At 69.3% G+C, this 25,190-nt stretch carries 25 protein-coding genes; 19 read left to right on the forward strand and 6 right to left on the reverse strand.

The genetic code is table 11. From position 1 onward, the window contains the following. Positions 1–9 precede the first annotated feature (9 nt). A complete protein-coding gene (locus A7E77_RS05810) occupies positions 10–933 on the forward strand; it encodes an L-threonylcarbamoyladenylate synthase (protein ID WP_226341867.1) in 924 nt (307 codons plus the stop codon). A gap of 408 nt (positions 934–1,341) precedes the next feature. On the opposite strand, the gene A7E77_RS05815 is transcribed toward A7E77_RS05810, so the two are convergent. The 3 genes from A7E77_RS05815 to A7E77_RS05825 form a co-directional block, all read right to left on the reverse strand. Continuing rightward, complete coding sequence (locus A7E77_RS05815; RefSeq protein WP_063686568.1) at positions 1,342–2,208, reverse strand: flagellin; 867 nt, start codon at positions 2,206–2,208, stop codon at positions 1,342–1,344. An 81-nt stretch (positions 2,209–2,289) separates the two neighbouring features. Further along, complete coding sequence (locus tag A7E77_RS05820) at positions 2,290–3,156, reverse strand: flagellin (RefSeq protein WP_017980118.1); 867 nt, start codon at positions 3,154–3,156, stop codon at positions 2,290–2,292. A 129-nt stretch (positions 3,157–3,285) separates the two neighbouring features. After that, positions 3,286–4,188: a flagellin gene (locus A7E77_RS05825; RefSeq protein ID WP_043060865.1), complete on the reverse strand. Its 903-nt coding sequence runs from the start codon at positions 4,186–4,188 to the stop codon at positions 3,286–3,288. 346 nt (positions 4,189–4,534) lie between these two features. On the opposite strand from A7E77_RS05825, the gene A7E77_RS05830 reads away from it, so the two are divergent. The 18 genes from A7E77_RS05830 (at position 4,535) to fliS (ending at position 22,004) form a co-directional block, all read left to right on the forward strand. Next, positions 4,535–5,824 (forward strand): sigma-54 interaction domain-containing protein, encoded by a 1,290-nt coding sequence (locus A7E77_RS05830; protein ID WP_017980120.1) that lies wholly within the window; start codon positions 4,535–4,537, stop codon positions 5,822–5,824. Beyond that, on the forward strand, positions 5,821–6,198 hold the full coding sequence (gene fliE, locus A7E77_RS05835) for a flagellar hook-basal body complex protein FliE (protein ID WP_063686570.1): 378 nt from the start codon (positions 5,821–5,823) through the stop codon (positions 6,196–6,198). Before A7E77_RS05830 ends, fliE begins: the two co-directional genes overlap by 4 nt. Before the next feature lie 3 nt (positions 6,199–6,201). After that, the gene (gene fliF / locus A7E77_RS05840) at positions 6,202–7,956 is read left to right on the forward strand and encodes a flagellar basal-body MS-ring/collar protein FliF (protein ID WP_063686572.1); all 1,755 of its coding nucleotides are present in this window, start codon (positions 6,202–6,204) and stop codon (positions 7,954–7,956) included. Beyond that, complete coding sequence (gene fliG / locus A7E77_RS05845) at positions 7,953–8,969, forward strand: flagellar motor switch protein FliG (RefSeq protein WP_017980123.1); 1,017 nt, start codon at positions 7,953–7,955, stop codon at positions 8,967–8,969. Before fliF ends, fliG begins: the two co-directional genes overlap by 4 nt. Then, entirely contained in the window at positions 8,962–9,789 is an 828-nt protein-coding gene (locus A7E77_RS05850) for a FliH/SctL family protein (RefSeq protein WP_017980124.1), read from the forward strand. The genes fliG and A7E77_RS05850 overlap by 8 nt, the downstream gene beginning before the upstream one ends. Beyond that, positions 9,789–11,132 (forward strand): FliI/YscN family ATPase, encoded by a 1,344-nt coding sequence (locus A7E77_RS05855; protein WP_017980125.1) that lies wholly within the window; start codon positions 9,789–9,791, stop codon positions 11,130–11,132. The genes A7E77_RS05850 and A7E77_RS05855 overlap by 1 nt, the downstream gene beginning before the upstream one ends. Continuing rightward, positions 11,125–11,556, forward strand: coding sequence for a hypothetical protein (locus tag A7E77_RS05860; RefSeq protein WP_017980126.1), 432 nt, complete (start codon positions 11,125–11,127; stop codon positions 11,554–11,556). Before A7E77_RS05855 ends, A7E77_RS05860 begins: the two co-directional genes overlap by 8 nt. A gap of 37 nt (positions 11,557–11,593) precedes the next feature. Then, positions 11,594–14,563 (forward strand): flagellar hook-length control protein FliK, encoded by a 2,970-nt coding sequence (locus A7E77_RS05865; RefSeq protein WP_151895456.1) that lies wholly within the window; start codon positions 11,594–11,596, stop codon positions 14,561–14,563. Positions 14,564–14,588: 25 nt separating this feature from the next. Continuing rightward, positions 14,589–15,230: a flagellar basal body-associated protein FliL gene (fliL, locus tag A7E77_RS05870; protein ID WP_017980127.1), complete on the forward strand. Its 642-nt coding sequence runs from the start codon at positions 14,589–14,591 to the stop codon at positions 15,228–15,230. Positions 15,231–15,233: 3 nt separating this feature from the next. Beyond that, entirely contained in the window at positions 15,234–16,172 is a 939-nt protein-coding gene (locus tag A7E77_RS05875) for a flagellar motor switch protein FliM (RefSeq protein WP_043060868.1), read from the forward strand. After that, positions 16,169–16,459: a flagellar motor switch protein FliN gene (gene fliN, locus A7E77_RS05880; protein WP_017980129.1), complete on the forward strand. Its 291-nt coding sequence runs from the start codon at positions 16,169–16,171 to the stop codon at positions 16,457–16,459. The genes A7E77_RS05875 and fliN overlap by 4 nt, the downstream gene beginning before the upstream one ends. Before the next feature lie 12 nt (positions 16,460–16,471). Continuing rightward, positions 16,472–16,726: a flagellar biosynthetic protein FliO gene (locus tag A7E77_RS05885; protein ID WP_017980130.1), complete on the forward strand. Its 255-nt coding sequence runs from the start codon at positions 16,472–16,474 to the stop codon at positions 16,724–16,726. Beyond that, positions 16,723–17,622 (forward strand): flagellar type III secretion system pore protein FliP, encoded by a 900-nt coding sequence (gene fliP / locus A7E77_RS05890; protein ID WP_063686576.1) that lies wholly within the window; start codon positions 16,723–16,725, stop codon positions 17,620–17,622. Before A7E77_RS05885 ends, fliP begins: the two co-directional genes overlap by 4 nt. A 109-nt stretch (positions 17,623–17,731) precedes the next feature. Next, the gene (gene fliQ / locus A7E77_RS05895; RefSeq protein ID WP_017980132.1) at positions 17,732–18,001 is read left to right on the forward strand and encodes a flagellar biosynthesis protein FliQ; all 270 of its coding nucleotides are present in this window, start codon (positions 17,732–17,734) and stop codon (positions 17,999–18,001) included. Positions 18,002–18,142: 141 nt separating this feature from the next. Further along, complete coding sequence (fliR, locus tag A7E77_RS05900; protein ID WP_017980133.1) at positions 18,143–18,913, forward strand: flagellar biosynthetic protein FliR; 771 nt, start codon at positions 18,143–18,145, stop codon at positions 18,911–18,913. Next, positions 18,913–20,052, forward strand: coding sequence for a flagellar type III secretion system protein FlhB (gene flhB, locus A7E77_RS05905; protein WP_017980134.1), 1,140 nt, complete (start codon positions 18,913–18,915; stop codon positions 20,050–20,052). The genes fliR and flhB overlap by 1 nt, the downstream gene beginning before the upstream one ends. Positions 20,053–20,103: 51 nt before the next feature. Beyond that, positions 20,104–21,606 (forward strand): flagellar filament capping protein FliD, encoded by a 1,503-nt coding sequence (gene fliD, locus A7E77_RS05910; protein WP_063686578.1) that lies wholly within the window; start codon positions 20,104–20,106, stop codon positions 21,604–21,606. Next, complete coding sequence (gene fliS, locus A7E77_RS05915) at positions 21,606–22,004, forward strand: flagellar export chaperone FliS (protein ID WP_063686580.1); 399 nt, start codon at positions 21,606–21,608, stop codon at positions 22,002–22,004. The genes fliD and fliS overlap by 1 nt, the downstream gene beginning before the upstream one ends. 212 nt (positions 22,005–22,216) lie before the next feature. On the opposite strand, the gene A7E77_RS05920 is transcribed toward fliS, so the two are convergent. From A7E77_RS05920 to lysA, 3 genes are read right to left on the reverse strand one after another with little or no spacing between them, the layout of a single operon-like run. Beyond that, complete coding sequence (locus A7E77_RS05920; protein WP_063686582.1) at positions 22,217–23,170, reverse strand: zinc transporter ZntB; 954 nt, start codon at positions 23,168–23,170, stop codon at positions 22,217–22,219. After that, a complete protein-coding gene (locus A7E77_RS05925; RefSeq protein ID WP_063689759.1) occupies positions 23,167–23,928 on the reverse strand; it encodes a bifunctional precorrin-2 dehydrogenase/sirohydrochlorin ferrochelatase in 762 nt (253 codons plus the stop codon). Before A7E77_RS05925 ends, A7E77_RS05920 begins: the two co-directional genes overlap by 4 nt. Next, entirely contained in the window at positions 23,925–25,187 is a 1,263-nt protein-coding gene (gene lysA, locus A7E77_RS05930; protein WP_063686584.1) for a diaminopimelate decarboxylase, read from the reverse strand. The genes A7E77_RS05925 and lysA overlap by 4 nt, the downstream gene beginning before the upstream one ends. Between the last annotated feature and the right edge of the window lie 3 nt (positions 25,188–25,190).

Here is a 25,190-nt window from a genome sequence, read left to right on the forward strand (position 1 = left end):
CGTCGGAAAATGGCCGATCCAAACCCGCGCATCTTACCCTACGGCATGGCCGCGATCGACGAGGCGGCCGAGCGAATCGCCCGCGGCGAATGCGTCGCGGTGCCGACCGAGACGGTCTATGGCCTCGCCGCCGACGCGCGGAATGCGACGGCCGTGGCGGGTATCTATGCGGCGAAGGGGCGGCCGAGCTTCAATCCGCTGATCGTGCATGTGCCCGATCTGACGGCGGCGGAGCGGATCGCAATGTTCGATGCGGACGCGCGGGCGCTGGCGGCGCGCTTCTGGCCGGGACCGCTGACGCTGGTGCTGCCGCTGCGCGCCGACGCCGGGATCGCCGCGCTGGTGACGGCGGGGCTGGAGACGATCGCGCTGCGCGTGCCGCGGCATCGCGCGATGCAGGCGCTGCTGGCCGCCAGCGGGGCGCCGCTCGCCGCGCCCTCGGCCAATGCGAGCAACGGGCTGAGCCCAACGCGGGCGGAGCATGTCGCCAGGAGCCTGGGACCGCGGGTGCCGCTGATCATCGACGACGGCGCGTGCGCGGCGGGCGTGGAATCGACGATTGTCGCCGGGAGGACGATCCTGCGACCGGGGCCGATCGCGGCGGCGGACCTGCCATTCCCCGTGACGCGACGTGCCGAGGGCGCGGCGATCACCGCGCCGGGTCAGCTCGCGACGCATTATGCCCCCGCAAAGCCGCTGCGGCTGGGGGCGACCGAGCGGCGCGCGGGCGAATGGCTGATCGGTTATGACTCTATAATAGGGGACGACACGCTGTCGGCGTCGGGCGACCTGACCGAGGCGGCGGCGCGGCTGTTCGATGCGCTGCATCGGGCCGATGCGAGCGACGCCAGGGGTATCGCGATCGCGCCGATCCCACACGAGGGGCTGGGCGAGGCGATCAACGACCGGCTGGCGCGCGCGGCGCATCGGTAACGGCGCCCGGCTGGGGGCGGTCCGCCCGCCCACACACCACGTCACCCCGGACTTGGTCCGGGGTCCACCGGGCCGCAGGGGCAGCGTACGAGCCTCAAGCCATTCCCCTCGCCGCGGAGTGGACCCCGGAACGAGTCCGGGGTGACGGAGAATGTGAGGCTGGCGTTGCGCGCCACATTTGCCGAACGACATTATGGCCGCCGGAAGATGGTGTGCGTGCGGCGGGCGGTGCGTGTAGCACGCGCCGGAACGACGAAGGTGATACGCCGAAAACCCCGGCGGTCGCTGGCGACCACCGGGGCTCTGGCTTGCTCGACCTTGGGGGACGAGCTCGGTCCGGCGCCGGCACCCTTGGGGGGGGCGGTGCCCGCGCCGAAGTACGCGGTTACTGAAAGTCGTCGGCTGCCGTTACTGGAGCAGCTTCATCACGCCCTGCTGGCTCTGGTTCGCCTGCGCGAGCATCGCGGTCGAGGCCTGGCTGAGGATCTGCGCCTTGGCGAGGTTGGTCGTCTCGGAGGAGAAGTCCGCGTCCGTGATCTGGCTCTTCGCCGCGGTCAGGTTGGTGGAGTTGGTGGTGAGGTTGTTCACCGCCGACTGCAACTGGTTCTGCGCGGCGCCGAGGCCGGCGCGATAGGTGCTGACCGTCTTCAGCGCGGAGTCGACCGTGGCGAGCGCGGTGTTGGTCGCGGTGGTGAGGTCGATCGACGTCGCGTTGGTGATCGTCGTGTCGTCGGTCAGCTTGTTGAACTTCACGTTCACCGAGTCGGCCGCGTTCGCACCTGCCTGGATCTTGAAGGTGCTGTAGGCAGGCGCGACGGGCGCCGGTGCCGAGGTGGCGGCGGTGACCGTGCCGGCCGACGCGTCGAACAGCTTGTTGCCGTTGAACTGCGTGTTCGCGAGCGTCGAGGTGATCTGCGTCGACAGAGCGGAGACTTCGGCCTGCATGTTGGCCTTGTCCGACGTGCTGTAGGTGCCGCTGGTCGCCTGCACGGTCAGTTCGCGGACACGCTGCAGCATGTTGGAGACTTCACCCAACGCGCCTTCCGCGGTCTGCGCCATCGCGATGCCGTCGTTGGCGTTGCGGATGCCCTGGTTCATGCCCCGGATCTGGGCCGTCATCGTATCGGAAATCGCGAGGCCGGCAGCGTCGTCCTTCGCCGAGTTGATGCGCTGCCCGGTCGACAGGCGCTGCATCGCGGTGGACAACGCGGCATTCGCGTTGGTGGAGGCATTGGCGGCGCGCAGCGATGCCACGTTTGTGCCGATGACGGTCATGATCGTTCCTTCTGTAAGGGGGGTTAGGAAGGAGCCTCTCCGTCACCACGAAGGTGACGGAGCTGCGCGGGTAGCGGAACCTTACTGGAGCAGCTTGAGCACGCCCTGCTGGCTCTGATTGGCCTGGGACAGCATCGCGGTGGATGCCTGGCTCAGGATCTGCGCCTTGGCGAGGGCAGTCGTTTCGGCCGAGAAATCGGCGTCCGTGATCTGGCTCTTCGCCGAGGTAAGATTGGTGGAGTTGGTGGTGAGGTTGTTCACCGCCGACTGGAGCTGGTTCTGCGCGGCACCCAGGCCGGCGCGGTAGGTGCTGACCGTCTTCAGCGCCGAGTCGACCGTGGCGAGCGCGGTGTTGGTCGCGCTGGTGAGGTCGAGCGAGGTCGCGTTGGTGATCGTCGTGTCGTCGGTCAGCTTGTTGAGCTTCAGGTTGATCGCATCCGCCGAGTTCGCACCCGCCTGGATCTTGATCGTGCTGTAGGCGGGCGCCACCGGGGCCGGTGCCGCAGTGGCGGCGGTCACGGTGCCGGCCGACGCGTCGAACAGCTTGTTGCCGTTGAACTGCGTGTTGGCGAGCGTCGAGGTGATCTGCGCGCTGAGCGCGGTGACTTCGGCCTGCATGTTCGTCTTGTCGGACGAGCTGTAGGTGCCGCTGGTCGCCTGCACCGTCAGTTCGCGGACACGCTGGAGCATGTTGGACACTTCGCCCAACGCGCCTTCGGCGGTCTGCGCCATCGCGATGCCGTCGTTGGCGTTGCGGATGCCCTGGTTCATGCCGCGGATCTGCGCGGTCATCGTGTCCGAGATCGCCATGCCGGCGGCGTCGTCCTTCGCCGAGTTGATGCGCTGCCCGGTCGACAGGCGCTGCATGGACGTTTGCAGCATCGCGTTGGCGGAGGTGGAAGCATTAGCCGCGCGGAGCGAGGCGACGTTGGTGCCGATAACAGCCATGTGACAATCCTTGGTTGATTATTGGCACCTCACCGCCGCCCCCCCTGGGCGAAAGGCTGAGCTACCATGTTGGGATACGGCCGGACGCGGTCCGAACTTGCGGAATTTATCCGGCCGTCAGGGAGGACATTACTGGAGCAGCTTGAGCACGCCCTGCTGGCTCTGGTTGGCCTGGCTGAGCATCGCGGTGGATGCCTGGCTCAGGATCTGCGCCTTGGCGAGGGCGGTCGTTTCGGCCGAGAAGTCGGCGTCCGTGATCTGGCTCTTCGCCGCGGTGAGGTTGGTCGCGTTGGTGGTGAGGTTGTTCACCGCCGACTGGAGCTGGTTCTGCGCGGCACCCAGGCCGGCGCGGTAGGTGCTGACCGTCTTCAGCGCGGTGTCGACGGTGGCGAGCGCCGAGTTGTCGGCGGTCGTCAGGTCGATGCCGGGGACGGGCGCCGGCGCCGGGGCGGTGGCGTCGCCGATCACGGCGGTCAGCGAGGAATTGTTGGTCAGCTTGTTGAACGTCAGGCTGACCGCGTCGGCGGCGTTGGCGCCCGCCTGGATCTTGAACGTGCTCGACACGGCGACGACGGGGGCCGGCGCGGTGCCGGTCGTGTTGACGGTGCCGGCCGTCGCGTCGAACAGCTTGTTGCCGTTGAACTGCGTGTTGGCGAGCGTCGAGGTGATCTGCGTCTTCAGTGCCGAGACTTCGGCCTGCATGTTCGTCTTGTCGGACGAGCTGTAGGTGCCGCTGGTCGCCTGCACGGTCAGTTCGCGAACGCGCTGCAGCATGTTGGCGACTTCGCCCAGCGCGCCTTCGGCGGTCTGCGCCATCGCGATGCCGTCGTTGGCGTTGCGGATGCCCTGGTTCATGCCGCGGATCTGCGCGGTCATCGTGTCCGAGATCGCCATGCCGGCGGCATCGTCCTTCGCCGAATTGATGCGCTGCCCGGTCGACAGGCGCTCCATCGACGTCTGCAGCGCCTGGTTGGCGGCCGTCGACGCATTGGCGGCGCGGATCGAAGCAACGTTAGTACCGATAACAGCCATGAGAACCTCCATTGGTCTGCGGCCTGTCGCTGCCTCGTTGGCGAGGAAGGCCGAGCCGTCATGGTGGGTAACGGCCGGTCGAAACGGGCTTTAAGCAAAAAATCGCATGCCATCGGCGATGGCCGGGAACGCGGATTGCGCGGCAGGAGAAAGCACGCGCCCGCATGCAGGCACGTGCGGCGTACGCGGGCACGGGTGCGGGGCGCGCGCGGCGCGCGCGCACGAGCGCCCGGAAATATTTTGCCGGGCGGCAACCGTTTTAACGACCCGTTTACCAGTCTTGCCGCATTTCAACGCTCATCCTTGGGGGATGACCATGCGTTCGATTTTTCCTTCCGCTGCAGTGATGCAGCGCAAATATGCGCTCGTTTCGGGCCTGCGTGCCCAGGGCTTCGGGATCGGATCGTTCGAATCCGGCCAGCCCGCAGCCACCGACCTGTTCCTGGTCGCCGAGGGCGAGGCCCCGCCGGCCCCGGCGCGCACGGTCATCATCGGCGATGGCCCGCGCCACGTCGTGCCCTCGCAGGGCGGCAATCCGGCGCGCATCGCCTTCGGTCCCGAAGACGCCGCGGTCGGCAACGGCTTTGCCCGCGCGCTGGTCGCCGGCCCCGACACGCCCACCGCCGCGGACCCCGAGAGCCTGGCGCTGCTGGCGCTGGCCGAGCGCGTCGCGCAGGCGGACATCACCGTCCTGATCAACGGGCCGACCGGCACCGGCAAGGAAGTGCTGGCGCGCGCCATCCACAACAATTCGCCCCGCAAGAACGGGCCGTTCGTCGCGATCAACTGCGCCGCGCTGCCCGAAACCATGCTGGAGGCGCTGCTGTTCGGCCACCAGAAGGGCGCGTTCACCGGTGCCTCGTCGGGCGGCGAAGGCTTCTTCCGCGCGGCCGACGGCGGCACGATCCTGCTCGACGAGATCGCCGAGATGCCGCTGCAATTGCAGGCCAAGCTGCTGCGCGTGCTGCAGGAGCGCGAGGTGGTGCCGATCGGCGCCTCTGTGCCGCAGCCGATCGACGTGCGCGTCGTCGCCTGCGCCAACCGCGACCTGCAGGCCGAAGTCGCCGCGGGCCGCTTCCGCGCCGATCTCTACTACCGCCTGTCGGTCTTCCCGCTCAGCACCAAGCCGCTCGCCGACCGCACGCAGGACATTCCGGCGCTCGCCGCGACGATGATCCTGCGCCATGCCGGAACCCGCGCGGTGGTGCCGTGGCCGACCGCCGAGGCGGTCGAGACGCTGATCCGCCACGACTGGCCGGGCAACGTCCGCGAGCTGGAAAACGTGATCCAGCGCGCGCTGCTGTTCGCCGGCGGCGACACGATCGAGGCGAGCCACATCGTGTTCGATCGCCCGATCAGCTTCACCTTCCGCGAGACCAGTCCGGTGACGCCGCTGTTCGCGGTCGCACCTGCCGCCCCTGCCCTGCCCGCCGAGCCGGCGACCTTGGGCAACGTGGTGCAGATGAGCGAATTCCAGGCGATCCGCGAGATGCTGGCCGCGTGCGGCGGCAGCCGCGTCGAGACCGCGCGGCGCCTGGGCATCTCCGAGCGCACGCTGCGCTATCGCCTCGCCAAGGCGCGCGAACAGGGTGACGACCTCGCCCGGCCCGCCACTGCCTGGGCGGCTTCGGCATGAGCGGCGTCGGTGGTGTAGCCGGGGTCGGGGGCGGCGCGATGAGCGTCGACCGCGTGATGCAGCTGCGCGCGCAGATCCTGGAACGCAACCAGGCGCTGGCCCGCGCCGGATCGGCCGAGGGCGCCGCCCCGACGCAGAGCGCCGCGACGAAGCCCGCAAGCTTCGCCGATACGCTGCAAGACGCGCTGAAGGACGTGAACGCGAGCCAGAACAAGGCGAGCGCGCTGTCGGAAAGCTACGAACGCGGTGAGACGGTCGATATCGCCAAGGTGATGCTCGCCCGCCAGGAAGCCTCGGTAGGGTTCGAGGCCACGCTGCAGGTCCGCAACAAATTGCTGTCCGCCTACAAGGACATCATGAGCATGCCGGTGTAATCGATGACCACTGCACTCGCCACCACCACGCCCGGTGCCGCGCCCGCGCTGCCCGAGAAGTTCGCCAACCCGCTGTTGCAGATCAAGTCTGTCCTGGCGCAGCCCGCGGTACGCCGCAGCCTGCCGATGGCGATGCTGGTCGCGCTGATCGGCGCCGCCGCGCTGGCGTGGATGACGCTGTCGACGCCGACGCAGAAGACGCTGTTCCAGGGGCTGACCGACGCCGACAAGCAGGCGGTCACCGCCGCGCTGACCCAGGCGAACATCAAGAGCCGGATCGACGAGGGCACGGGTGCCCTGACCGTCGACGAGGACCAGTATAGCAAGGCGCGGATGCTGCTGGCGGGCCAGGGCCTGCCCAAGCAGGCGCCCGGCGGCTATGCGATCCTGGACCAGCTGCCGATGGGCGTCAGCCGCGCGGTGGAGGGCGAGCGCCTGCGCCAGGCGCGCGAGACCGAGCTTGCCCGATCGATCGAGGATATCGACGCGGTCGCCGAGGCGCGCGTCCATCTCGCGATGCCCGAAGCCAGCGTGTTCGTGCGCGACAAGGCGTCGCCGTCCGCATCGGTGGTGGTCAAGCTGCAGGGCGGCCGTGCGCTGAGCCAGGCGCAGGTCCAGTCGATCATCAACCTCGTCGCCAGTTCCGTCCCCGGCATGAAGCCCGAGGACGTGACGATCGTCGACCAGATGGGCGCGCTGCTGTCCAAGCCCGGCGGCGCGAGCGGTGTCGACGCCGAGGGCGATGCCCGGCTGGAAATGCAGCGCAAGACCGAGGACAAGGTGCGCCAGCAGCTGATCCAGCTGCTGACCCCGCTGGTCGGCGCCGGCAATTTCACCACCGAGGTGCAGGCCGACATCAACCTCGACCAGACGCAGGCGACGCGCGAAAGCTATGACAAGCAGGGCGCGCTGCGTGCCGAGACGGGCAATTGGACCGGCAATCAGGCCCCCAGCCCGACGACGCCCGGCGGCATCCCCGGTGCGCTCAGCAACACGCCGCCGCCCGCCAGCCAGTTGCAGCAGCCGCAGGCCGCAAACGGTGCGTCGGGTGCGGCGCCGACGCCCGACCCCTCGCCGGTCGCCGGTGGCCCCGCCCCCAATCCCAACAAGCAGAGCGACAGCTTCCAGCGCGCCTATGACCTGGGCCGCGAGGTGTCGGTGACCAAGGCGACGCCGGGGTCGATCAAGCGCCTGTCGGTCGCCGTACTGCTGCGCGATCCCGACAAGAGCCGTCGCACTGCGATGGAAATCCAGCAGATCACCGATCTGGTGAAGAGCGCGGTCGGCTTCGATGGCGCGCGGCAGGATCAGGTGACGGTCATCAGCCGCAAGTTCGCCGATGCGACCGACGTCGCCCCGCCCGCCTGGTACGACAATGCCTGGGTGCCGGTGGCGGCGCGCAACGGCACCGCGATCCTGATCGCCCTACTCGTCCTGCTGCTCGGCGTCCGTCCGATCGCCAAGGGCCTGATGGGCAAGCGCGAGGACACGCTGGCCAAGACCAAGGCCGAAGCGGACGCCGCCGGCAAGACCGACGCGCCGGACGACGCCGAGGGCACCGAGGGCGCCACCGCCGGGATCGGCGCCGACGGCACCGCGCCGCTGGGCATCGCCGTCCACGAGCCGGTGACGCTCGAGCAGCTGGAACAGCCGCAGACCATGGACGAACGGATCATGGCGGTGCGCGGCTTCACCCGCGACAATCCGGCCCGCGCCGCGCTGGCGCTGCGTGACATGATGAAGGCTGAAGAACAGTGAGCGAAGCCCCCGCCCCGCGCACCTTCAGCGGCGTCGAACGCGCCGCGGTGCTGATGATGCTGGTCGACGAGGAAGAGGCCGCGGCCATGCTCCAGAAGCTCGATCCCGACGAGGTGCGCGAGCTGGGCACGGCGATGCTCAACGTCGCCGACGTCTCCGAGGAGGAGATGCAGATGGTGCTCGACGATTTCACCGGCAAGGCGCGCGAGCGCAACGGCATCACCTTCGATCCGCGCGCCAAGGTGCAGGCGCTGATGACGCGCGCGCTGGGCGAGGAAAAGGCGGAGAGCATCCTCGCCCGGATCGGCCCGGCCGAAACGTCGAGCGAACTCGAGATGCTCAACTGGCTCGACGCGCCTGAGATCGCGCAGATGATCGAGAAGGAGCATCCGCAGATCGCCGCGGTGATGATCGCCCACCTGCAACCCGCAGTCGGCGGCAAGGTGCTGGAACTGCTGCCCGAAGGCGTGCAGCCCGACATATTGCACCGCATCGCGCGGCTGGGGCCGATCAACGCCGATGCGATCGAGACGCTGAAGACCGTGCTCGCCAACCGGCGCAACGGCGGCGGCACCACGTCGGGCGGGCTGACGCTGGGCGGCACGCGCGAGGCGGCGCTGATCCTGCAGGGCGCGCGCAAGGCCACCGAGCAGCGCGTGATGCCCAAGCTGTTCAAGATCGACAAGGAAGTCGCCAAGGCGATCGAAGAGGCGATGTTCATCTTCGACAACCTGCTCGACATGGACGACAAGAACCTGGGCACGCTGATCCGCAACGTCGACGGCGACATCCTGTCGCGCGCGCTGAAGGGCACCGACGAGAACGGCCGCAACCGCTTCCTGGGCTGCATGTCGGCGCGCGCCGCCGACGGCATCCGCGACGAGATGGAGGCGCGCGGGCCGATGAAGCTGGCCGAGGTGCTGGAGGCGCAGAAGGCGATGATCACCATCGCGCGCAACCTGGCCAAGGACGGCACGATCGTGATGGGCGCGGGCGACGACGATTATGTCTGACGCCTTCGCGCGCGGCACCGTGCCGCTCCAGCCGACCGACTTCGTCGCCGGCTTCGCCTCGCGCCACGACACCACGGCGCAGCTGTTGCAGGCGGCGTTCGCGCCGCCGGTGCCCGGCTTCACCCCGCGCGACATGTGGGCGACGCTGGAGCGCGAGCTGGGCGGCGAGGCGCCGGATTATTCGCGCGCGCGCGCGGCCGCCGACGATGCGGACGAGCGCCCGGTCGGGCCGAAGCATTTCAGCCCCGCCGACCGCGACGGCGACAAGCCGACGCAAGGGTGGGACCCGCTGGACGCCGAGGCCGAACCCACGGCCTTCATCGATCCCGTCGAAACCGCGCATGCCGCCGGCTATGCCGAGGGCCTGGCCGCCGCCGCCGCTGCGGCGCGCGAAAGCGGCGACCGCGATGCGGCGCTGATGACGCAACTCGCCGCGGCGCTCGCCAACGGCCACCAGCTCGACCGCGACCGGATCGCGCACCAGTTGCGCACCACGGTGATGATGCTGGTGAGCAAATTGGTCGGCGAATGCGGCGTCGGCGCGGACATGCTGAACGCGCGGATCGAAGCGGCGGCGGAGCTGCTGGCCGATGCCAGCGAATCCGCGCTGCTGCGCCTCAACCCTGACGACATGCCCCTGCTGGCCGATGCCTTGCCCAAGTCGATCTTTGCGGCGGCCGATCCCCATCTCGCCCGCGGCAGCTTCGTCCTGGAAAGCGCCTCTACCCTGGTCGAGGACGGTCCCGACCTGTGGCTCAGCCAGTTGGCGCAGGCGATCGAGCGCGTGCCGCTGCCCGTCGTGACCAACCCGGACGCATGATGTTGAACCGCTTTACCACCGATTATCTGGAGACGCTGGGCGTCGCCGACTTCCGCCCCACCGCCAAAGTATCGGGCCGACTCGCCTCCTACGACGGCCTGCTGATGGAAGCGGTGGGCCTGTCGCTGCCCGTGGGCACGATCTGCGAGATCGGTGGCGGCAGCGCCAACGACACGGGCGCGGCGCGCGTCGAGGCCGAAGTGATCGGCTTTCGCAACGGCCGTACCCTGCTGATGAACCTGGGCGGTCCCGCCGCCTTGCTGCCGCGCGCGCCGGTGCGCCCGATCGGGCCTCCGGGCGAGGCCGAGGTCGGCGCGGCGATGCTGGGCCGCGTGGTCGACGGATCGGGCAAGCCGATCGACGGCCTGGGACCGATCCGCGGTGCGGGCAAGTGGCCGCTCGCCGGCAAGCTGCAATCCCCGCTCGACCGTGGCCGCGTGCTCCAGCCGATGGACGTCGGCGTGCGGGCGATCAACGGGCTGCTGACGATCGGCCAGGGCCAGCGCGTCGGCATCATGGCCGGGTCGGGCGTCGGCAAGTCGGTGCTGCTCGGCATGATGGTGAAGGCGGCCAAGGCCGACGTCATCGTCATCGGCCTGATCGGCGAACGCAGCCGCGAAGTCGCCGACTTCTTGGAAACCAAGGTCGCAGGCGAGGCACGCCAGCGCGCCGTCGTCGTCGCGGTGCCTGCCAACCACAGCCCCGTGCTGCGCATCCGCGGCGCGCTGCGCGCCACCGCGATCGCCGAAGCCTTTCGCGACGAGGGCAAAAAGGTGCTGCTGATCATGGATTCGCTGACCCGCGTCGCGCATGCGGGCCGCGAGATCGGGCTGGCGCTGGGCGAACCCGCCAGTGCGCGCGGTTATCCGCCGTCCGCCATCGCGATGCTGCCCAATCTGATCGAGCGCGCCGGCACCGACGTGCGCAGCGGCGGGTCGATCACCGCCATCTATACCGTGCTGGCCGATGGCGACGACGGCAACGATCCGGTCGTCGATTCGGCGCGGTCGATCCTCGACGGGCATATCGTGCTCAACCGGCATCTGGCGGAGCGCGGCGTCTATCCGGCGATCGACATCGGTCCGTCGGTCAGCCGCGTGATGACCGATATCGCGCACCCCGATCACGTCCATGCCGCGCGCGTGCTGCGCCGGCACCTGGCGACGTACGAGGAAAACCGCGACCTGGTGCTGATGGGCGCCTACCGCCCCGGCGCCGATCCGGCGATCGACAACGCCATCGCCGCGCATCCGGTGGTGATGGAATATATCAAACAGGCGTCGAACGAGACGGTCAGCCTGGACGAGGCGATCGCCGAACTGACCGGCGTCTTCGGTGCCTGACGCCAAGAAGCTCGCGCGCATCCACCGGGTGCGCACGCTGCAACTGGGGCTGGTGCGCGCCGACGAGATGCGCGCGCACGAAAAGCACGCCAGCGAAACCAGCCTGCACAACCGAATCCGGGCGCTGGCCGATGCGGTCGCGCCCGCGCCGGACACGCGCGTTTCCGCCGCATCGATGGGGGCGCAGGCGCATTTCCGCGAACGGCTGCACCAGTCCGCCGCCGCCGCGCAGGCGCGCGTCGACACCGCCGAACTGATGGTCAATCGCGCCGCCGAGGCGACCCGGTCCGCCAAGCGCGACCAGAGCGCGATCGAGAAACTGCTGGAGCGCGCACGCCGCACCGCCTTGGCCAAAGAGATGCGCGCGCTGGAAGAGACGCCGCCCGTGTCGCCACTGAAAGCAAAACGGCACGATCCTTGCTGACTGTCTCGGGACACCTCTGTCCGATGAGATGATGACCATGATCGACACTGCTCTTACCGTCGCCTCTCCCACCCCCGGCCATCCGGGCAAGGGCGCGTCGTCGGCGGGCGGTGATCTGTTTGCGTTGTCGATGCTTCAGATCGGCGGTGGTGAGGACGAGGCTGCCGTGGCACCGGGGGGTGCCGCGGCAGTCTTGCCTATCCTTGCGACCAAGCCGGCAGCCGCGACGCCAGCCGGCGCGGCGGCAAGCGCCCCGGCCGGGCGGCAAACGGTTGCCGCTCCTGGCATCCCGCTGCCGGCCGTGGCGGCGGCGGTGACGCCTGCGGCGGCCCCTGCGACGGCCCCTGCGACGGCGGAAGTCGATCCCGCGCTGGCGTGGCTGCCCGCGGTCAATATCGCGGTGCCCGCACCGCTCGAGATTCCGGCGGCGCTGGCTGCCAAGCCGGCCGTGCCGGTGGCTGCGAAGCCTGCAGCGATGGCGACGGCGATCCCTGCCACTCCTGCGACCAAGGTGCAGACGCTGAGCAGCGGCACGTCGACGAAGGCGATGGCGAGCACGTTGCCTGCGCCGGTTGCCGCACCTGCCGCAGTGACGATGACGGAGCCGGTCACCACGTCCGCAGACGTCGGTGTCGCGGCGGCACCGGTCGTCGCGGCGCCCGCATCGGCGGCGGCGTCGGCCCATGCGGTTTCGGTCGAGGCGGTGGTTGCGCCGCCCGCTACCGTCGCGGCTCCGGTTGCCGCCGATGCCGGTCGGGCCGCGGCCGATGTAGCGAGCCCCGTCGCCGCGCCATCGGACGCGCCGGTGCCCGCTACGCACGCCGCCGAAGCCGCGGCCGCGCCTGCGCCAATCGCGCCGCCCACGATCGCTGCCGCACAAACGCCCAAGGCGGATCCCGTCGCGACGACGCAACCGGTCGCGCCCCGCGCCGCGCAGCCGTCGCGTCCGGTCGATCCGTCCGTGATGCTGGCGCCCGATCTGACCCCGGCCCTTCCCGCCGCGCCAACCGAGGACGTGCCCGCGCCTGTCGCGACCACACCCGGGGCGCCGACGATTCGCCTGCCGCAGCCGGCACCGGTGGAGGCGCCGATGGTCGACCTCGGCGCGTCGGACGCGCCGGTCGCCGCGGCACCCGTTCCGCAGCCGGCCCAGCCTGCCCCTACGCCCCTCCCGCAGACCGCCGCGGGTGCCAAGGCGAAACTTGTCAGGCGGCCGGCCGAGGCCAAGGCGGGTATCGCGGAGGCGCCCGCCCGCCCCTTGGCAGCCGCGACCCCATCGTCCGGCACCAAGGCGTCCGCCGACACCGATTCGACCGAGCAGGACGCGGATGACGCGGCGGCACAGACCGACGCGTCCGCCGTCGTGCCCGCGAACGTCGCGCCGGTCATCGATCCGACGCCAGCCGCAGCGATACCCGTCGCCGTGGCGCCCCAGCCCGAAACGCCGCAGCCGGAGACCAAGCAGCCCGCGGCGCGGCAGCCTGAGGCGACGCCCGCACCCTTGGCGTCGCCGCGCGCCAGGCAGGCCTCGCGTCCAGCCGTCGACACGCATACGATGGTGGCGACACCCTCGCCCACCGCAACGCCGGATGCCGCCATCGCGCAGCCGGCGCCGCGGACGCAGCACGACAGCGTCGTGCAGGACCGCACGGCGACGTCGAGCCCGATGCCGCACCGGGATACGGCGACCACCGCCGCCGATGACCAGCCGGCGCCGAGCCGCGACACGCCCGTCCAGCCGGACACTGTGGCGGTCGCCGCGCCGACTCAGACGCTGACCGTACCGGTCGCGCAGACGGCCGCGACGCCCGCCGCCCCGCCGACCACGCCAGCCCCCTCCCCCGCGGCGCTGACGCCGGTAGCTACAGCGCCCGCCACGACACCCCGGGCGCCCATCGCCACTGGCCCCCGGCCCTCCGCCGCCGGCCGCGGGCGTCAGGCCCCGTCCGCTGACGTGGCCGCCGCGCCGACCTCTGCGCCTGACGTCGCGACGTCCCCCGCGCAGCAGCCGGCCACGACGCCCGTCGCGGCATCGCCTCTGTCCGCCACCACGCCGCAGCGAGGCGGGACGCCCCCTACCCCTGCGCCGTCACAGGCCGCCGCACCCGCGCCGGCCGAGACCGCGCCCGTGATCGCCGCGGCGGCGCCGGTGCCCGTCGCCGGTGCCGCGGTCGTCGCCGACGTAGCGGCCGAGCCTGCCCCCGCTGCACAGCCCACGCCCGCCCGCCAGACGTTCGCGCGCGAAGTCGCCGGTACGCCGCGCCAGACGGTCGCGCTCAGCGCGCAATCGCTGCCGCGCCTGCAACCGGTGGCCGGCACGACCGCGTCGGCGGCGGAGGTGTTCGGCGCCGCGATCCATGCCGCCAGCACCGGCGAGGAGCGCGACGCGCAGCCGGTCGCGCCGACGCCGGTCGCCGCGCAGGCCGTCGAGGTCCGCAGCACCGCCGCCACGCCGACGCAGGCGCCGCTCGACATGCGCCAGAACGACTGGCCGGCGACGATGATCGACCGGATCGAGCGGCTGCGCGACGCCGCCAATGCGCAGGACACGCGCATCCGGCTGGTCCCCGATGCGCTGGGTGCGCTCGACGTATCGGTGAAGACGATCGGCGGCGCGCTGCACGTCCGCTTCGCATCCGACAATGCCGAAACGCGCGCGCTGATCGAGGGCGCCAGCGCCCGCCTGTCCGCGATCGCCGAAGACCGCGGGATTCGCATCGGCCAGACGACGGTCGAGGCCGCCACCGCCGCCGCCGCCAGCCAGCAGCAGGCGGGCACGTCGTCGCAGTCGTCGTCGCAGGGGCAGAGCCAGAACCAGAGCCAGTCGCCGTCGACCCAGAGCAACACCGGCAACCAGCAGCAGACCGCAAGCCAGGCCCAATCGGGCCAGCCCCAAGGCGGCCAGCAGCAGCCCCGCCAGCAAACCTCCACCGCGCGCCAACCCGACCGGGCCGCGCGTACCACCAACCCCGAGCAGGACGCCGCCGATGACGGCCGTCTCGCCTGATCCCAGTCGTTAAGGAACCCGAGCGATGAGCGACAAACCCGAAGAGGCCGAACCCAAGAAGAAGGGCGGCGGCAAGATGAAGATCATCGTCATGGTGGTCGTGTTGCTGGTGCTGGTCGGCGGCGGCGTCGGTGCCGGCGTCTTCGCCGCCAGCAGCGGCCTGATCGGCGGCGGCCATGCCGCGGCCGAGGAAGACCATGGCCCCAAGCTGGTCCCCAAATCCGAACAGAAGCGCCCCAAGGCGGAAGGCGAAGGCGGTGAGGGCGGCCATGGCGGCGGCGGCGAATCAGGCGGCAGCCACGACAGCGGCGGCGGCAAGCACGTGCCGTCGGGCGGGCCGGGCGATCGCTATGCCTCCAATTACTATACGATGGAGCCGAGCTTCACCTCGAACCTGCAGAATTCCGTCCATGTCGTGCAGATCGGCCTCGCCATCTCGACGCCCTACGACGACACGGTCATCGAGAATCTGAAGACCAACGACATCGCCGTGCGGTCGGCGGTGCTGCTGACGCTGGGCGACACGCCCGAGGATCAGGTGTTCAGCAGCGAGGGCAAGGAGCAGCTGCAGAAGCGGCTGGCGAAGGCAATTAACGATACGCTGACACAAAAAGAGGGATTCGGCGGCGTTAGTAACGTCTACTTTACCAATTTCGTTGTTCAGTGAGGCATGGTTAACGCCGCAGCAACCACCGAACGACGGACGCGCGATCGCGCCACCGCCGCGCATGCGTCGGTGCTGGGGGCGGCGAAGCTCAATCCGTTCGGCGACCTGCACACGCTGCAGCATCTGTCGGCCCGCTATGCCCGCACCTTGCGCGGCGTATTCGAGCCGGTGCTGCGGCGCGAGGTGCGCACCTGGGCCGAGCCTTTGGTCGTGCAGCGCTTCGCGGATTACCGGTCGGAACGGCCCGAGGGGCTGACCGCCTGGCTGCCGATGACGATGGCGCCCAATGCGACGAACGGCCTGTGCGTGCTGGACGGCGTGTTCGTGCTGGAGCTGCTCGATCTGTTCTTCGGCGGCACCGGCACCGCGCCTGCGGTGATGCCGGCGGAATTCTCGCCCGCGGGCGAGGCGATGGTGACGCGGCTGGGCCAGTGGATCGCCGCGCCGCTGCGCAGCGCCTGGGAGCCGCTCGCGCAGATCGACTTCACGCCGACCCGCGTCGAGATCAACGCCGCGATGCTGGCGATCGACGGCGAGGATGCGATGATCGTCACCCGTTTCGGCATCGCCGCGGGTGATGCGAAGCCGGTGTTCATCGACCTGCTGTATCCGGTCACGACGCTGAAGCCGCATGCCCCGACGCTGACCGGCAAGGTGCTGGAAAAGGCCGATGCCAATCCGGTGTGGCGCAATTCGCTGACGCGCGCCGCGCTCGGCGTGCGCTTCCCGATCCGCTCGGTCCTCGCCGAACCCGTCGTGCCGCTGTCGCTGCTGATGGACCTGAAGCCCGGCGACGTCATCCCGATCAGCTTCGGCCCCGAAGTGCCCGTCATGGTCGGCAGCGGCCGGCTGGGCATGGGGACCGTCGGCACCTCGAACGGCCATGCGGCCGTCCGCCTCACCCATCTCGACCGTATCGACGACGAAGGATTCGACGCATGAACGACATGACCGGCAGCTTTCCGGTGGAGGGTGGCGTCGCCGCCAATTTCCGCCTGCTCCAGGATGTCGACGTCAAGCTGACCGTCGAGATCGGATCGACCCAGCTGACGCTCCGCGAGCTGCTGGCGCTGGGCGAATCGAGCGTCATCGAGCTCGACCGTCAGGCGAACGAACTGCTCGACGTGTTCGTCAACGGCACGCTGATCGGCCGCGGCGAAGTGGTGACGGTGGGCGACCGCTTCGGCGTGCGCATGACCGAGCTGGTCTCGCCCGACAAGCGCGCCTGAGGACACGACGCCATGATGTGGTCCTATATCCTGAAGCTCGTCGTCCTGCTGCCGCTGGTGTGCGGCCTGATGATCGGCTGCCTGTACCTGTGGCGCCGGATCGAGACGCGCATGCCCGGCAAGCCGACCAACCGGCTGATCGCGGTCAAGGAAACGATGATGATCTCGCCGGGCCTGCGCCTCGCCGTGCTCGATTTCGAGGGCAAGCGCCTGCTCGTCTCGGTCGGCCGTGGCGGCGTCAACCTGATCGACAAGGTGGACCAGTGAGCCCGACGGTGACCCGGCTGGGCCATGGCCCGGCGCTGTTCAAGACCTCGCGCCGCCGCGACGCCAATGCCGGCGGACGCAGCGCGCACAAGTGGATCTGGGCGATCCTGGCGATCGCGCTCGCGCTGCTGATCGCGGTGCCGGCCTTTGCCCAGGCCGCACCGGCCGCCCCCGCTGCGGCGCCCGCGCCGGGCGTCGGCGATGCGGTGGACCGCGCGCTCGGCCAGCTGAGTTCGGGTGCGGCTTCGGGGGGCACTCAGTCGGCGCCGCTGTCGCTGTCGCTCCAGGTCCTCATCATCATGGGCCTGCTGACGATCCTGCCGGGCATCCTGCTGATGATGACCAGCTTTACCCGGATCGTCATCGTGCTCGCGGTGCTGCGCCAGGCGCTGGGCCTGCAACAGACGCCGCCGAACCAGGTGCTGATCGGCCTCGCGCTGTTCCTGTCGCTGTTCGTGATGGCACCGACGATCAGCCAGATGAACCGCGACGCGATCCAGCCCTATGCCGCCGGCCAGCTTGCCGGCACGCAGATGATCGAGCGCGCCGGTGCGCCGCTGCACGCCTTCATGGTCAAGCAGACGCGGATCAAGGACGTCACGATGTTCGCCGACATGGCGAAGTCGGGCCCCTATGCCAGCCCGAAGGACATTCCCTTCGCGGTCCTGCTGCCCGCATTCGTCACGTCGGAGCTGAAGACCGCGTTCCAGATCGGTTTCCTGATGTTCCTGCCCTTCATCGTCATCGACCTGGTCGTCGCGACGGTGCTGATGGCGCTCGGCATGGCGATGCTGTCGCCGACGATCATCTCGCTGCCGTTCAAACTGCTCTTGTTCGTGCTGGTCGATGGCTGGGCGCTGACGATGGGTAGCCTCGCCAACAGCTTCGCGACCTGACCTCTACTTCCGTTCGTGCTGAGCCTGTCGAAGCACGGTGAGACACAGGGCCTTCGACAGGCTCAGGCCGAACGGTGCGGGCTTGGCCACCGCCACAGGATACGAGACGATGGACGCCGATTACTTCCTCACCGTCGCCAATCAGACGATGTGGGTGCTCGCCCTCGCCAGCGCGCCGATCCTGATCCCGGCGCTGCTCGCCGGCCTGATCCTCGGCATGATTCAGGCCGCGACGTCGATCAACGAACAGACGCTGAGCTTCGTGCCCAAGCTGCTGGTCGTCGCGTTTTCGATCATGATCTTCGGGAGTTTGATCCTGGGGCTGCTCAGCGACTTCACCGTCGGCATGTTCGAACGCATCCCGGACCTGGTGAAATAATGATCTCCCTCTCCCATCGGGAGAGGGAAGGGGCCCGCCCGGCGCAGCCGGGTGGGAAGGGTGAGGGCGTCGCGCGCTTCTCACCCTCACCCTTCCGCGGCTCCGCCGCTCCCTCCCTCTCCCACAGGGAGAGGGATTGAGATGTTGGGATTTGGGTTAGCCATCGAACCCAAGCTGTGGGCGCTCATCTTCGTGATGGTGCGCGTCGGGGCGGCGTTCATCCTGGCGCCGGTGTTCGGCGCGGTGGCGATTCCGCTGCCGGTGCGCGTCGGGCTGACCGGCGCGGTCGGCATCTTCGTGCTCGCCGTCCATCCCGTCGCACCGCCCGCACAGGTGTTTGCGGTCGCGACCTTTCTGTCCGTCTTTTCCGAAGCATTGGTCGGCGCCGCGATCGGCTTCATCCTGCAGATCGCCTTTGCCGCGCCGATGGTCGCCTCCGAAATCATCGGCGGGTCGATGGGTATCGGCTTCGCATCGTCGATCGACCCGCAGAACGGCCGTTCGTCGCCCGCGCTCGGCCAGTTCTTCACGATCATGCTGACGCTGCTGTTCCTGTCGGTCGACGGGCACCTGGTGCTCGTGCAGCTGCTGGTGAAGAGCTATGAGACGATGCCGCCGGGCAGCTGGATCTCGACCGATCGGCTGAAGGACATCGCCTTCTTCGGCGGCTATGCGTTTCTCGCCGGCCTGCTGCTGGCGCTGCCGGTCGGCTTCCTGCTGCTCTGCCTCAACCTCGTGGTCGGCATGGTCAGCCGTGCGGCGCCCTCGCTCAACCTGTTCTCGGTCGGCCTGCCCGCCAGCCTCGCGGTCGGCGTCGTCGCGCTCGCCGTCGCCTTCCCGGCGATGGGCGATTACATGCTCGTCATCATCCGCGAGGGCCTCGCCGCCACCGATACGCTGGTGAACGGCTGATGTCGGGAGGCGGCGACAAGACGGAAGCGCCAACCCAAAGGCGCAAGGAAAAGGCCGCCGAAGACGGCAATATCCTCAAATCCAAGGATTTCGCGACCGCGCTCGTCGTCATGGCGGGCGTCGCCTGGCTGATCTTCGCCGGGCCGTCGCTGATCGCGGCGTGCAAGGCGGTGATGACCGCCAGCTTCCAGTTCGACCGCACCGACGTCGAGGATTTCTCGCCCTGGCGGCCGCTGCAACAGGCGGGGTGGAAGCTGCTGCCTTCGCTCATCACGTTGTTCGCGGTGAGCGTGATCGCGACGATCATCAGCTCGGCGGGCCTCGGTTCGCTGACGTGGAACAACAAGCTGATCGCGTTCAAGGGCGAGCGGATCAACCCCGCGTCGGGCCTGAAGCGCATCCTGGGGCCGCAGGGGTGGATCGAACTCGGCAAGTCGCTGCTGAAGGTCGTGCTGCTCGCGGTGATCGGCGGCTATATGCTGTGGAAGTCGAGCCGCACGACGCTGGGCCTGTCGTCGTCCAGCCTGGGCGAGGCCGTGGGGGCGCTGGGCGGCACATTCACCGGCATCATGATCGCCATGGCCGCCGGCCTCGTCGCGATCGCACTGTTCGACGTGCCGATCCAGATCATCCAGCTGCTGTCCAAGCTCAAGATGACCAAGCAGGAGGTTCGCGACGAGCATAAGGAAACCGAAGGCTCGCCCGAGGCCAAGGGCCACCAGCGCAGCGTACAGCGCGCGATGGCGAAGGGCGGCGTGCGCAAGGCGGTGGCGGAGGCGCATGTCGTGCTCACCAACCCGACGCACTTCGCGGTCGCGCTGCGGTACGACCGTGGGCGCGACCAGGTGCCGGTGGTCGTCGCCAAGGGCCGCGGAGCGACCGCGCTGGCGATCCGCGAAGTGGCGGGCGAGGCGCGCGTGCCGATCCTGGAATATCCGATGCTCGCCCGCGCCATCTACTACACCACGCGCGAGAACCAGGAGGTCCGCGACGATCTGTACGTCGCGATCGCCACCGTGCTCGCCTTCGTGTTCAATCTGAACGCCGCGGCGGGCGGCACCGCGCAGCCGCCGGTCGAGGTGCCCGAGAGCGCGCGGTTCGACGAACACGGCATCAAGATTTCGGCGAAAACCCCTTAACCTTTGCACGGCGGCGGCCGTTAATCCTGATGAAGCGCGTGGAGTAGACCAGTGGCCAGCACCGTAGGCAGCAGCACATCGACGCCGACACCGACGCCCACCCCGGCGCCCGCGTCGACGACGAGCCTGACCAAGAATGCGGCGCAGAGCCTGCTGACCTCGCTCAACGCAGGCTCGGGCATCGACATCGCGACGCTGGTCCCGGCGCTCGTGCAGGCGCAGTTCGCCGCCAAGACTGCCGCGCTAACCGCCAAGAACGACACGCTGACCGCGCAAATCTCGGCGACCAGCACGCTGCGCAACACGATCTCCAACTTCTCGACCGCGCTCGCCAGTCTGAGCTCCGGCGGCACGTTGCAGACGCAGCCCGTCAGCTCGAACACCAGCGCGCTCGGCGCGACCGCGATTGCCGGCGCCAAGGTGGGCCAGCTGTCGTCCAGCGTCTCGATCCAGGCACTCGCGACCGCGCAAGGATCACGCTCGGCGAAGATCGACGATCGCACCGCGACGATCGCGACCGGCAAGATGACGCTGACGTTCGGAACGGCGACGTACAGCAGCGACGGCACGCAGATGACCGACTTCACCGCGGGCAGCGCCCCGACCGTGTCGATCGACGTCACCAACGGCAGCCTCGACGGTATTGCCAGCGCGATCAACGGCGCGAAGGCAGGCGTCACCGCGACCGTCATCACCGATGTCGACGGCAAGTCGGTGCTGTCGCTGAAGGGCGCGACCGGCGCCGCGCAGGCCTTCACGCTGAAGGCGGACGATGCCGACAGCAAGCTCAACCAGTTCAACATCGGCAAGAACACCGGCACGCTGACCGGCACCGCGGCGAATGCGAGGCTGACCGTCGATGGCGTGCAGGTGCAGCGCGCATCCAATACGGTCAGCGATCTGGTGTCGGGCGTGACGTTGCAGCTCAATGCGGTGACGACCAGCGCGGTGTCGCTCACCAGCGTGCGGCCGACTAGCGCGCTGGCGCAGGCGGTCGGCGATTTCGTCGACACCTACAACCAGGTGTTCGCCAGCGTGAAGGGCGAGATCGACCCGACGAACGGCGACCTGAAGGGCGATACCGCCGCCGCGACGCTGATGCGCTCGCTCCAGGCGCTGACGACCAAGGGGCTGGTGTCGGACGACGGCAGCGGCGCACCGACGACGCTGGCGCAGCTGGGCGTCGCGACCAATCGCGACGGCACGCTGAAGGTCGATACGACGACGCTCAACCGCGTGCTCGCCGCCAATCCCGATCAGGTCGAGGCGATGTTCGCCAGCACGTCGAGCAATGCGCTCGGCCTCTCGAGCACGCTGTCGAGCATCTCGCTGACCACGTCGAGCAGCATCTACGGCCTCGGCGCATCGGCGACCCGCTATACGCAGGCGAAGAGCGATCTGGCGAAACAACAGGATCAGGTCTCGCTGTTGTCGGATGCGATGAACAAGCGGCTGACGCAGCAATTCTCGTCGATGAACAGCAAGGTCAGCGCGTACAAGTCGACGCAGACATTCCTCGACAACCAGATCAAGGCTTGGAACAAGAGCAACTGATGGCTTACGCGACCGCACTTTCGGGCGACCCCTATGCCACCTATCGCCAGATCGACGTCGTCGGCCGCACGGCCGAGGCGCAGGGCCCGGGCCTCGTCCAATTGCTCTACGAAGAGCTCATCTCGGCGCTGCGCGCGGCGGCCTGGGCGATGGACAACAACCAGCTGCGCACCAAGAGCGAGCGCGTGACGCGCGCGACCGCGATCCTGTTCGCGCTGGAATCGGGCCTCGATTTCGAACGTGGCGGCGAGGTGTCGAACACGCTGGCGCGGCTCTATGCCGGAATCCGCCGGACGGTGGTGGACGCATCGGTCGGCACCGATTCGGCGCCGTTCCGCGATGCGGCGAGCAGCCTGTCCGAGATCGCGGAGGCGTGGCGCACCGCGCGCGCGGCGTAAAACCTCATTCCTCCCCCGCCAGGGGGAGGTGGCGCCGCCAAAGGCGGTGACGGAGGGGGAGGATACGGCGAACGCGCCGCATGTGCCCCCCCCTCCACCACCCGCTTCGCCGGAGTAATGGGTCGGATCGTCCCCCGGACGATCCTCGAACGTGCGGGGCACGTTCGACCCATCACTCCCCCCTCCCCCGCTAAAGCGAGGGAGGAATTAGATTACTTCTGAAACCAGTGCTGCTGGACGAAATAGCCCAGCACCGTCACGGTGATCAGCCCGCACAGCCCCATGATCGCATCGAACGCCCAAGGCTCCTGCGCATAGGGCAGATGCGCGACGTTCATGCCGTACAGGCCGGTGATGAAGGTGAGCGGCAGGAACACCATCGCGACGATCGAGATGATGAGCGAGCGGCTGTCGATCTGCTCGCTGCGCAAGTCGGTCAGCGCCTCGTGCATCAGCGAGGCGCGTTCGCGGATCGCCTCCAGCTCCTCCGCCATGCGCGCGGCGCGGTCGGCGGCGGCGGACAGATGGCGACGGTCGTCCTCGGCCAGCCAGGCGCCGGGCAGTTCCGCGAGCTTTTCCAACGCGGCGCGCTGCGGTGACAGGAAGCGGCGATAGCCGATCGCGGCGACGCGCACGCGCGTGACGGTGCGGCGCAGGTCGAAGACGCGATTGGCGTCGAGCCGCTCCTCGCAATCGTCCAACTCGTCGCCGAGGTCCGCGACATGCGGATCGAGGTCGGCGGTGATCGCGGTGGCGAAGGCGGAGATGAGGTCGCCCGGATCGGCGACATGGCCCGATTCCACCTCTTTCTCGACCGCATCGACCGCGTAGAGCGGGCGACGGCTGACCGAATAGACGTGGCCCTTGATCGCCCAGATGCGAACCGAGGCGAGCGCGTCACCGCTGGTCAGTTCGTCGGTGGAGCGGCCACGCAGATTGAGCAGCGCGCCCTGTTCGAACGCCTCGCAGCGCGGGCGCGTCTCCATCGCGGTCAGCGCGTCGACGACATAATCGTCCAGCCCCGCCGCATCGCGCAGCCAGATCTGCGCGCGCTCTTCGGTGGTGTTGAGGTGGACCCAGACGAAGTCCGCCGGATCGGCCAGCGCCTGCTTGACCGCGACGCGCTCCGCCGATCGGCCGTTGATGCGATATCCGAAGCCGCTCATGCCATCTCCAGCTCGACCGTCAGGCCGTCGTGCGCCGCCATAGCCTTGCCCCACGCCTCGCGCACCGCATCGGCGCGGGCGCGGTCGAGGATCGCCGCGGGCACGCCGGGGTGGAAGACGACGCGATCGGCATTGGCGAGCCAGCGTGCCTGGCGCAGCGTCAGCGCGTCGGGATCGGGTGAGGCGAGCGCGATACGGACATGCCCCTGCTCGATCGCCTGCCCGCCTGCGATCCAGCGCGGCACGTCGGCATCCTCACGCATCGGGTCGAGCGCGCCGCCCGCCGCCAGCGCCGCGCCGAGCGCTCGCCGCCGCGTGGCACCATCGGGATAATGCGCACGCAGCGCGGCGCGGGCATGGTGGAGCTGGTCCGCCAGCCGCCCGAGACCCGCCGGCAGCAGCGCCTCCAGCCGCTGGCGCAGCGCTGCGGCGAGGCCCGCCGACACGCCACCGGTGCCGATCGCGATCAGTACCGGCGCGCGGTCGATGATCGCGGGCGTGGTGAAGTCGCACAATGCCGGCCGATCGACCGCATTGACCAGCAGCCCGCGCGTCTTGAGCCGATCGACTGCGGCCAGCGCCTCACCTTCGTCTTCGATCGCTACCACGGCGAGCGCCGCCGCCGCGTCCTCGCCGACGATCACCGCGCCGGCGCGCTCCAGCAGCCGCCGCTTGGCGTCCGCCGCCTCGCCCTCGCCCAGCAGGATCACCGGGCGGCCCGCCAGCCGGACGAACAGCGGCAGGCTGTGGAGGCTCACGCCTTCAGCCACTCCGGCACACGCTCAGCGGCGAGGATCGTCTCGGCCGCGATGCGATCGGCGACGACGGCATAGCGGTCGCCATCGACCAGCACCTCGGGAACGAGGTCGCGGCTGTTGTAGGTCGAGGCCATCGTCGCGCCGTACGCGCCCGCGGTGCGGAAGACGGCCAGGTCGCCGCTCTTCACCGCATCGATCTCGCGGCCCATCGCGAAGGTGTCGCCGCTTTCGCACACCGGGCCGGCGATGTTGGCGGTCATCCGCTCGCCCGTCGGGGTCACTGCGTCGAAATCGTGCCACGCATCGTACAGCGCGGGGCGGGCGAGGTCGTTCATCGCGGCATCGACGATGACATACGGGTTGGTGACGCCGGGCTTCACCCAGACGACTTCGGTCAGCAGCACGCCCGAATTGCCGGCGATGACGCGGCCGGGTTCGAACATCAGCTCGACGTCCCACCCCTGCGTCGCGCGTGCCACCATCGCGCCATAGTCCGCCGGGCTCGGCAGGACGTCGCCCGCCTTGTAGGGGACACCGAGACCACCGCCCAGGTCGACGCGGGTGATCGTGTGGCCACGGCGGCGCAGTTCGGCGACCAGCTCGCCGATACGGCGATACGCCTCTTCGAGGCGCGACAGGTCACTGAGCTGGCTGCCGATGTGGCAGGCGACGCCACGCAGGTCGAGCCCGTCGAGCGGTGCCAGCCGGTCGAACATGTCGGGGGCTTGGTCGATCGGGACGCCGAACTTGTTCTCGGCGCGGCCCGTGGAGATCTTGGCGTGCGTGCCGGCGTCGACGTCGGGGTTCACGCGCAGCGTCGCGGGCGCGCGCTTGCCCTTGGCATGGGCGATCTGCGCGAGGACGACGCCCTCTTCCTCCAGCTCCAGGTTGAACTGGCCGATGCCGGCGTCGATCCCGCGCGCGAGTTCGGCCCGCGTCTTTCCGACGCCCGAAAACACGATGTCCGCCGCCGCGATGCCGGCCGCCAGCGCGCGCGCCATCTCGCCGCCCGAGACAACGTCGGCGCCATAGCCCTCTTCGGCAAGGACGCGCAGCACGGCGAGATTGGGATTGGCCTTGATCGCATAGGCCAGATGGATGCGGCCGACATGCTTCAGCCCCTCGCGGAACACCTGCGCGTGACGGCGGAAGGTGTTGGTCGAATAGACGTAGACGGGGGTGCCCACCTCTTCGGCGATGCGGGTGAGCGGCACGTCCTCGCAATGGAGCACGCCGTCGCGGTAATCGAAATGGTTCATGGG

The organism is Sphingomonas sp. NIC1 (assembly GCF_001638925.1).
GTDB classification, from domain to species: Bacteria; Pseudomonadota; Alphaproteobacteria; order Sphingomonadales; family Sphingomonadaceae; genus Sphingomonas; species Sphingomonas aquatilis.

What these genes read in the sequence shown, in the direction of transcription:
- A7E77_RS05810 (WP_226341867.1), top strand. Translation starts at nt 10, where the DNA reads ATGGCCGATCCAAACCCGCGCATCTTACCCTACGGCATGGCCGCGATC.
- A7E77_RS05815 (WP_063686568.1), bottom strand. Translation starts at nt 2,208, where the DNA reads ATGACCGTCATCGGCACAAACGTGGCATCGCTGCGCGCCGCCAATGCC.
- A7E77_RS05820 (WP_017980118.1), bottom strand. Translation starts at nt 3,156, where the DNA reads ATGGCTGTTATCGGCACCAACGTCGCCTCGCTCCGCGCGGCTAATGCT.
- A7E77_RS05825 (WP_043060865.1), bottom strand. Translation starts at nt 4,188, where the DNA reads ATGGCTGTTATCGGTACTAACGTTGCTTCGATCCGCGCCGCCAATGCG.
- A7E77_RS05830 (WP_017980120.1), top strand. Translation starts at nt 4,535, where the DNA reads ATGCAGCGCAAATATGCGCTCGTTTCGGGCCTGCGTGCCCAGGGCTTC.
- fliE (WP_063686570.1), top strand. Translation starts at nt 5,821, where the DNA reads ATGAGCGGCGTCGGTGGTGTAGCCGGGGTCGGGGGCGGCGCGATGAGC.
- fliF (WP_063686572.1), top strand. Translation starts at nt 6,202, where the DNA reads ATGACCACTGCACTCGCCACCACCACGCCCGGTGCCGCGCCCGCGCTG.
- A7E77_RS05850 (WP_017980124.1), top strand. Translation starts at nt 8,962, where the DNA reads ATGTCTGACGCCTTCGCGCGCGGCACCGTGCCGCTCCAGCCGACCGAC.
- A7E77_RS05855 (WP_017980125.1), top strand. Translation starts at nt 9,789, where the DNA reads ATGTTGAACCGCTTTACCACCGATTATCTGGAGACGCTGGGCGTCGCC.
- A7E77_RS05865 (WP_151895456.1), top strand. Translation starts at nt 11,594, where the DNA reads ATGATCGACACTGCTCTTACCGTCGCCTCTCCCACCCCCGGCCATCCG.
- fliL (WP_017980127.1), top strand. Translation starts at nt 14,589, where the DNA reads ATGAGCGACAAACCCGAAGAGGCCGAACCCAAGAAGAAGGGCGGCGGC.
- A7E77_RS05875 (WP_043060868.1), top strand. Translation starts at nt 15,234, where the DNA reads ATGGTTAACGCCGCAGCAACCACCGAACGACGGACGCGCGATCGCGCC.
- fliN (WP_017980129.1), top strand. Translation starts at nt 16,169, where the DNA reads ATGAACGACATGACCGGCAGCTTTCCGGTGGAGGGTGGCGTCGCCGCC.
- A7E77_RS05885 (WP_017980130.1), top strand. Translation starts at nt 16,472, where the DNA reads ATGATGTGGTCCTATATCCTGAAGCTCGTCGTCCTGCTGCCGCTGGTG.
- fliQ (WP_017980132.1), top strand. Translation starts at nt 17,732, where the DNA reads ATGGACGCCGATTACTTCCTCACCGTCGCCAATCAGACGATGTGGGTG.
- fliR (WP_017980133.1), top strand. Translation starts at nt 18,143, where the DNA reads ATGTTGGGATTTGGGTTAGCCATCGAACCCAAGCTGTGGGCGCTCATC.
- flhB (WP_017980134.1), top strand. Translation starts at nt 18,913, where the DNA reads ATGTCGGGAGGCGGCGACAAGACGGAAGCGCCAACCCAAAGGCGCAAG.
- fliS (WP_063686580.1), top strand. Translation starts at nt 21,606, where the DNA reads ATGGCTTACGCGACCGCACTTTCGGGCGACCCCTATGCCACCTATCGC.
- A7E77_RS05920 (WP_063686582.1), bottom strand. Translation starts at nt 23,170, where the DNA reads ATGAGCGGCTTCGGATATCGCATCAACGGCCGATCGGCGGAGCGCGTC.
- lysA (WP_063686584.1), bottom strand. Translation starts at nt 25,187, where the DNA reads ATGAACCATTTCGATTACCGCGACGGCGTGCTCCATTGCGAGGACGTG.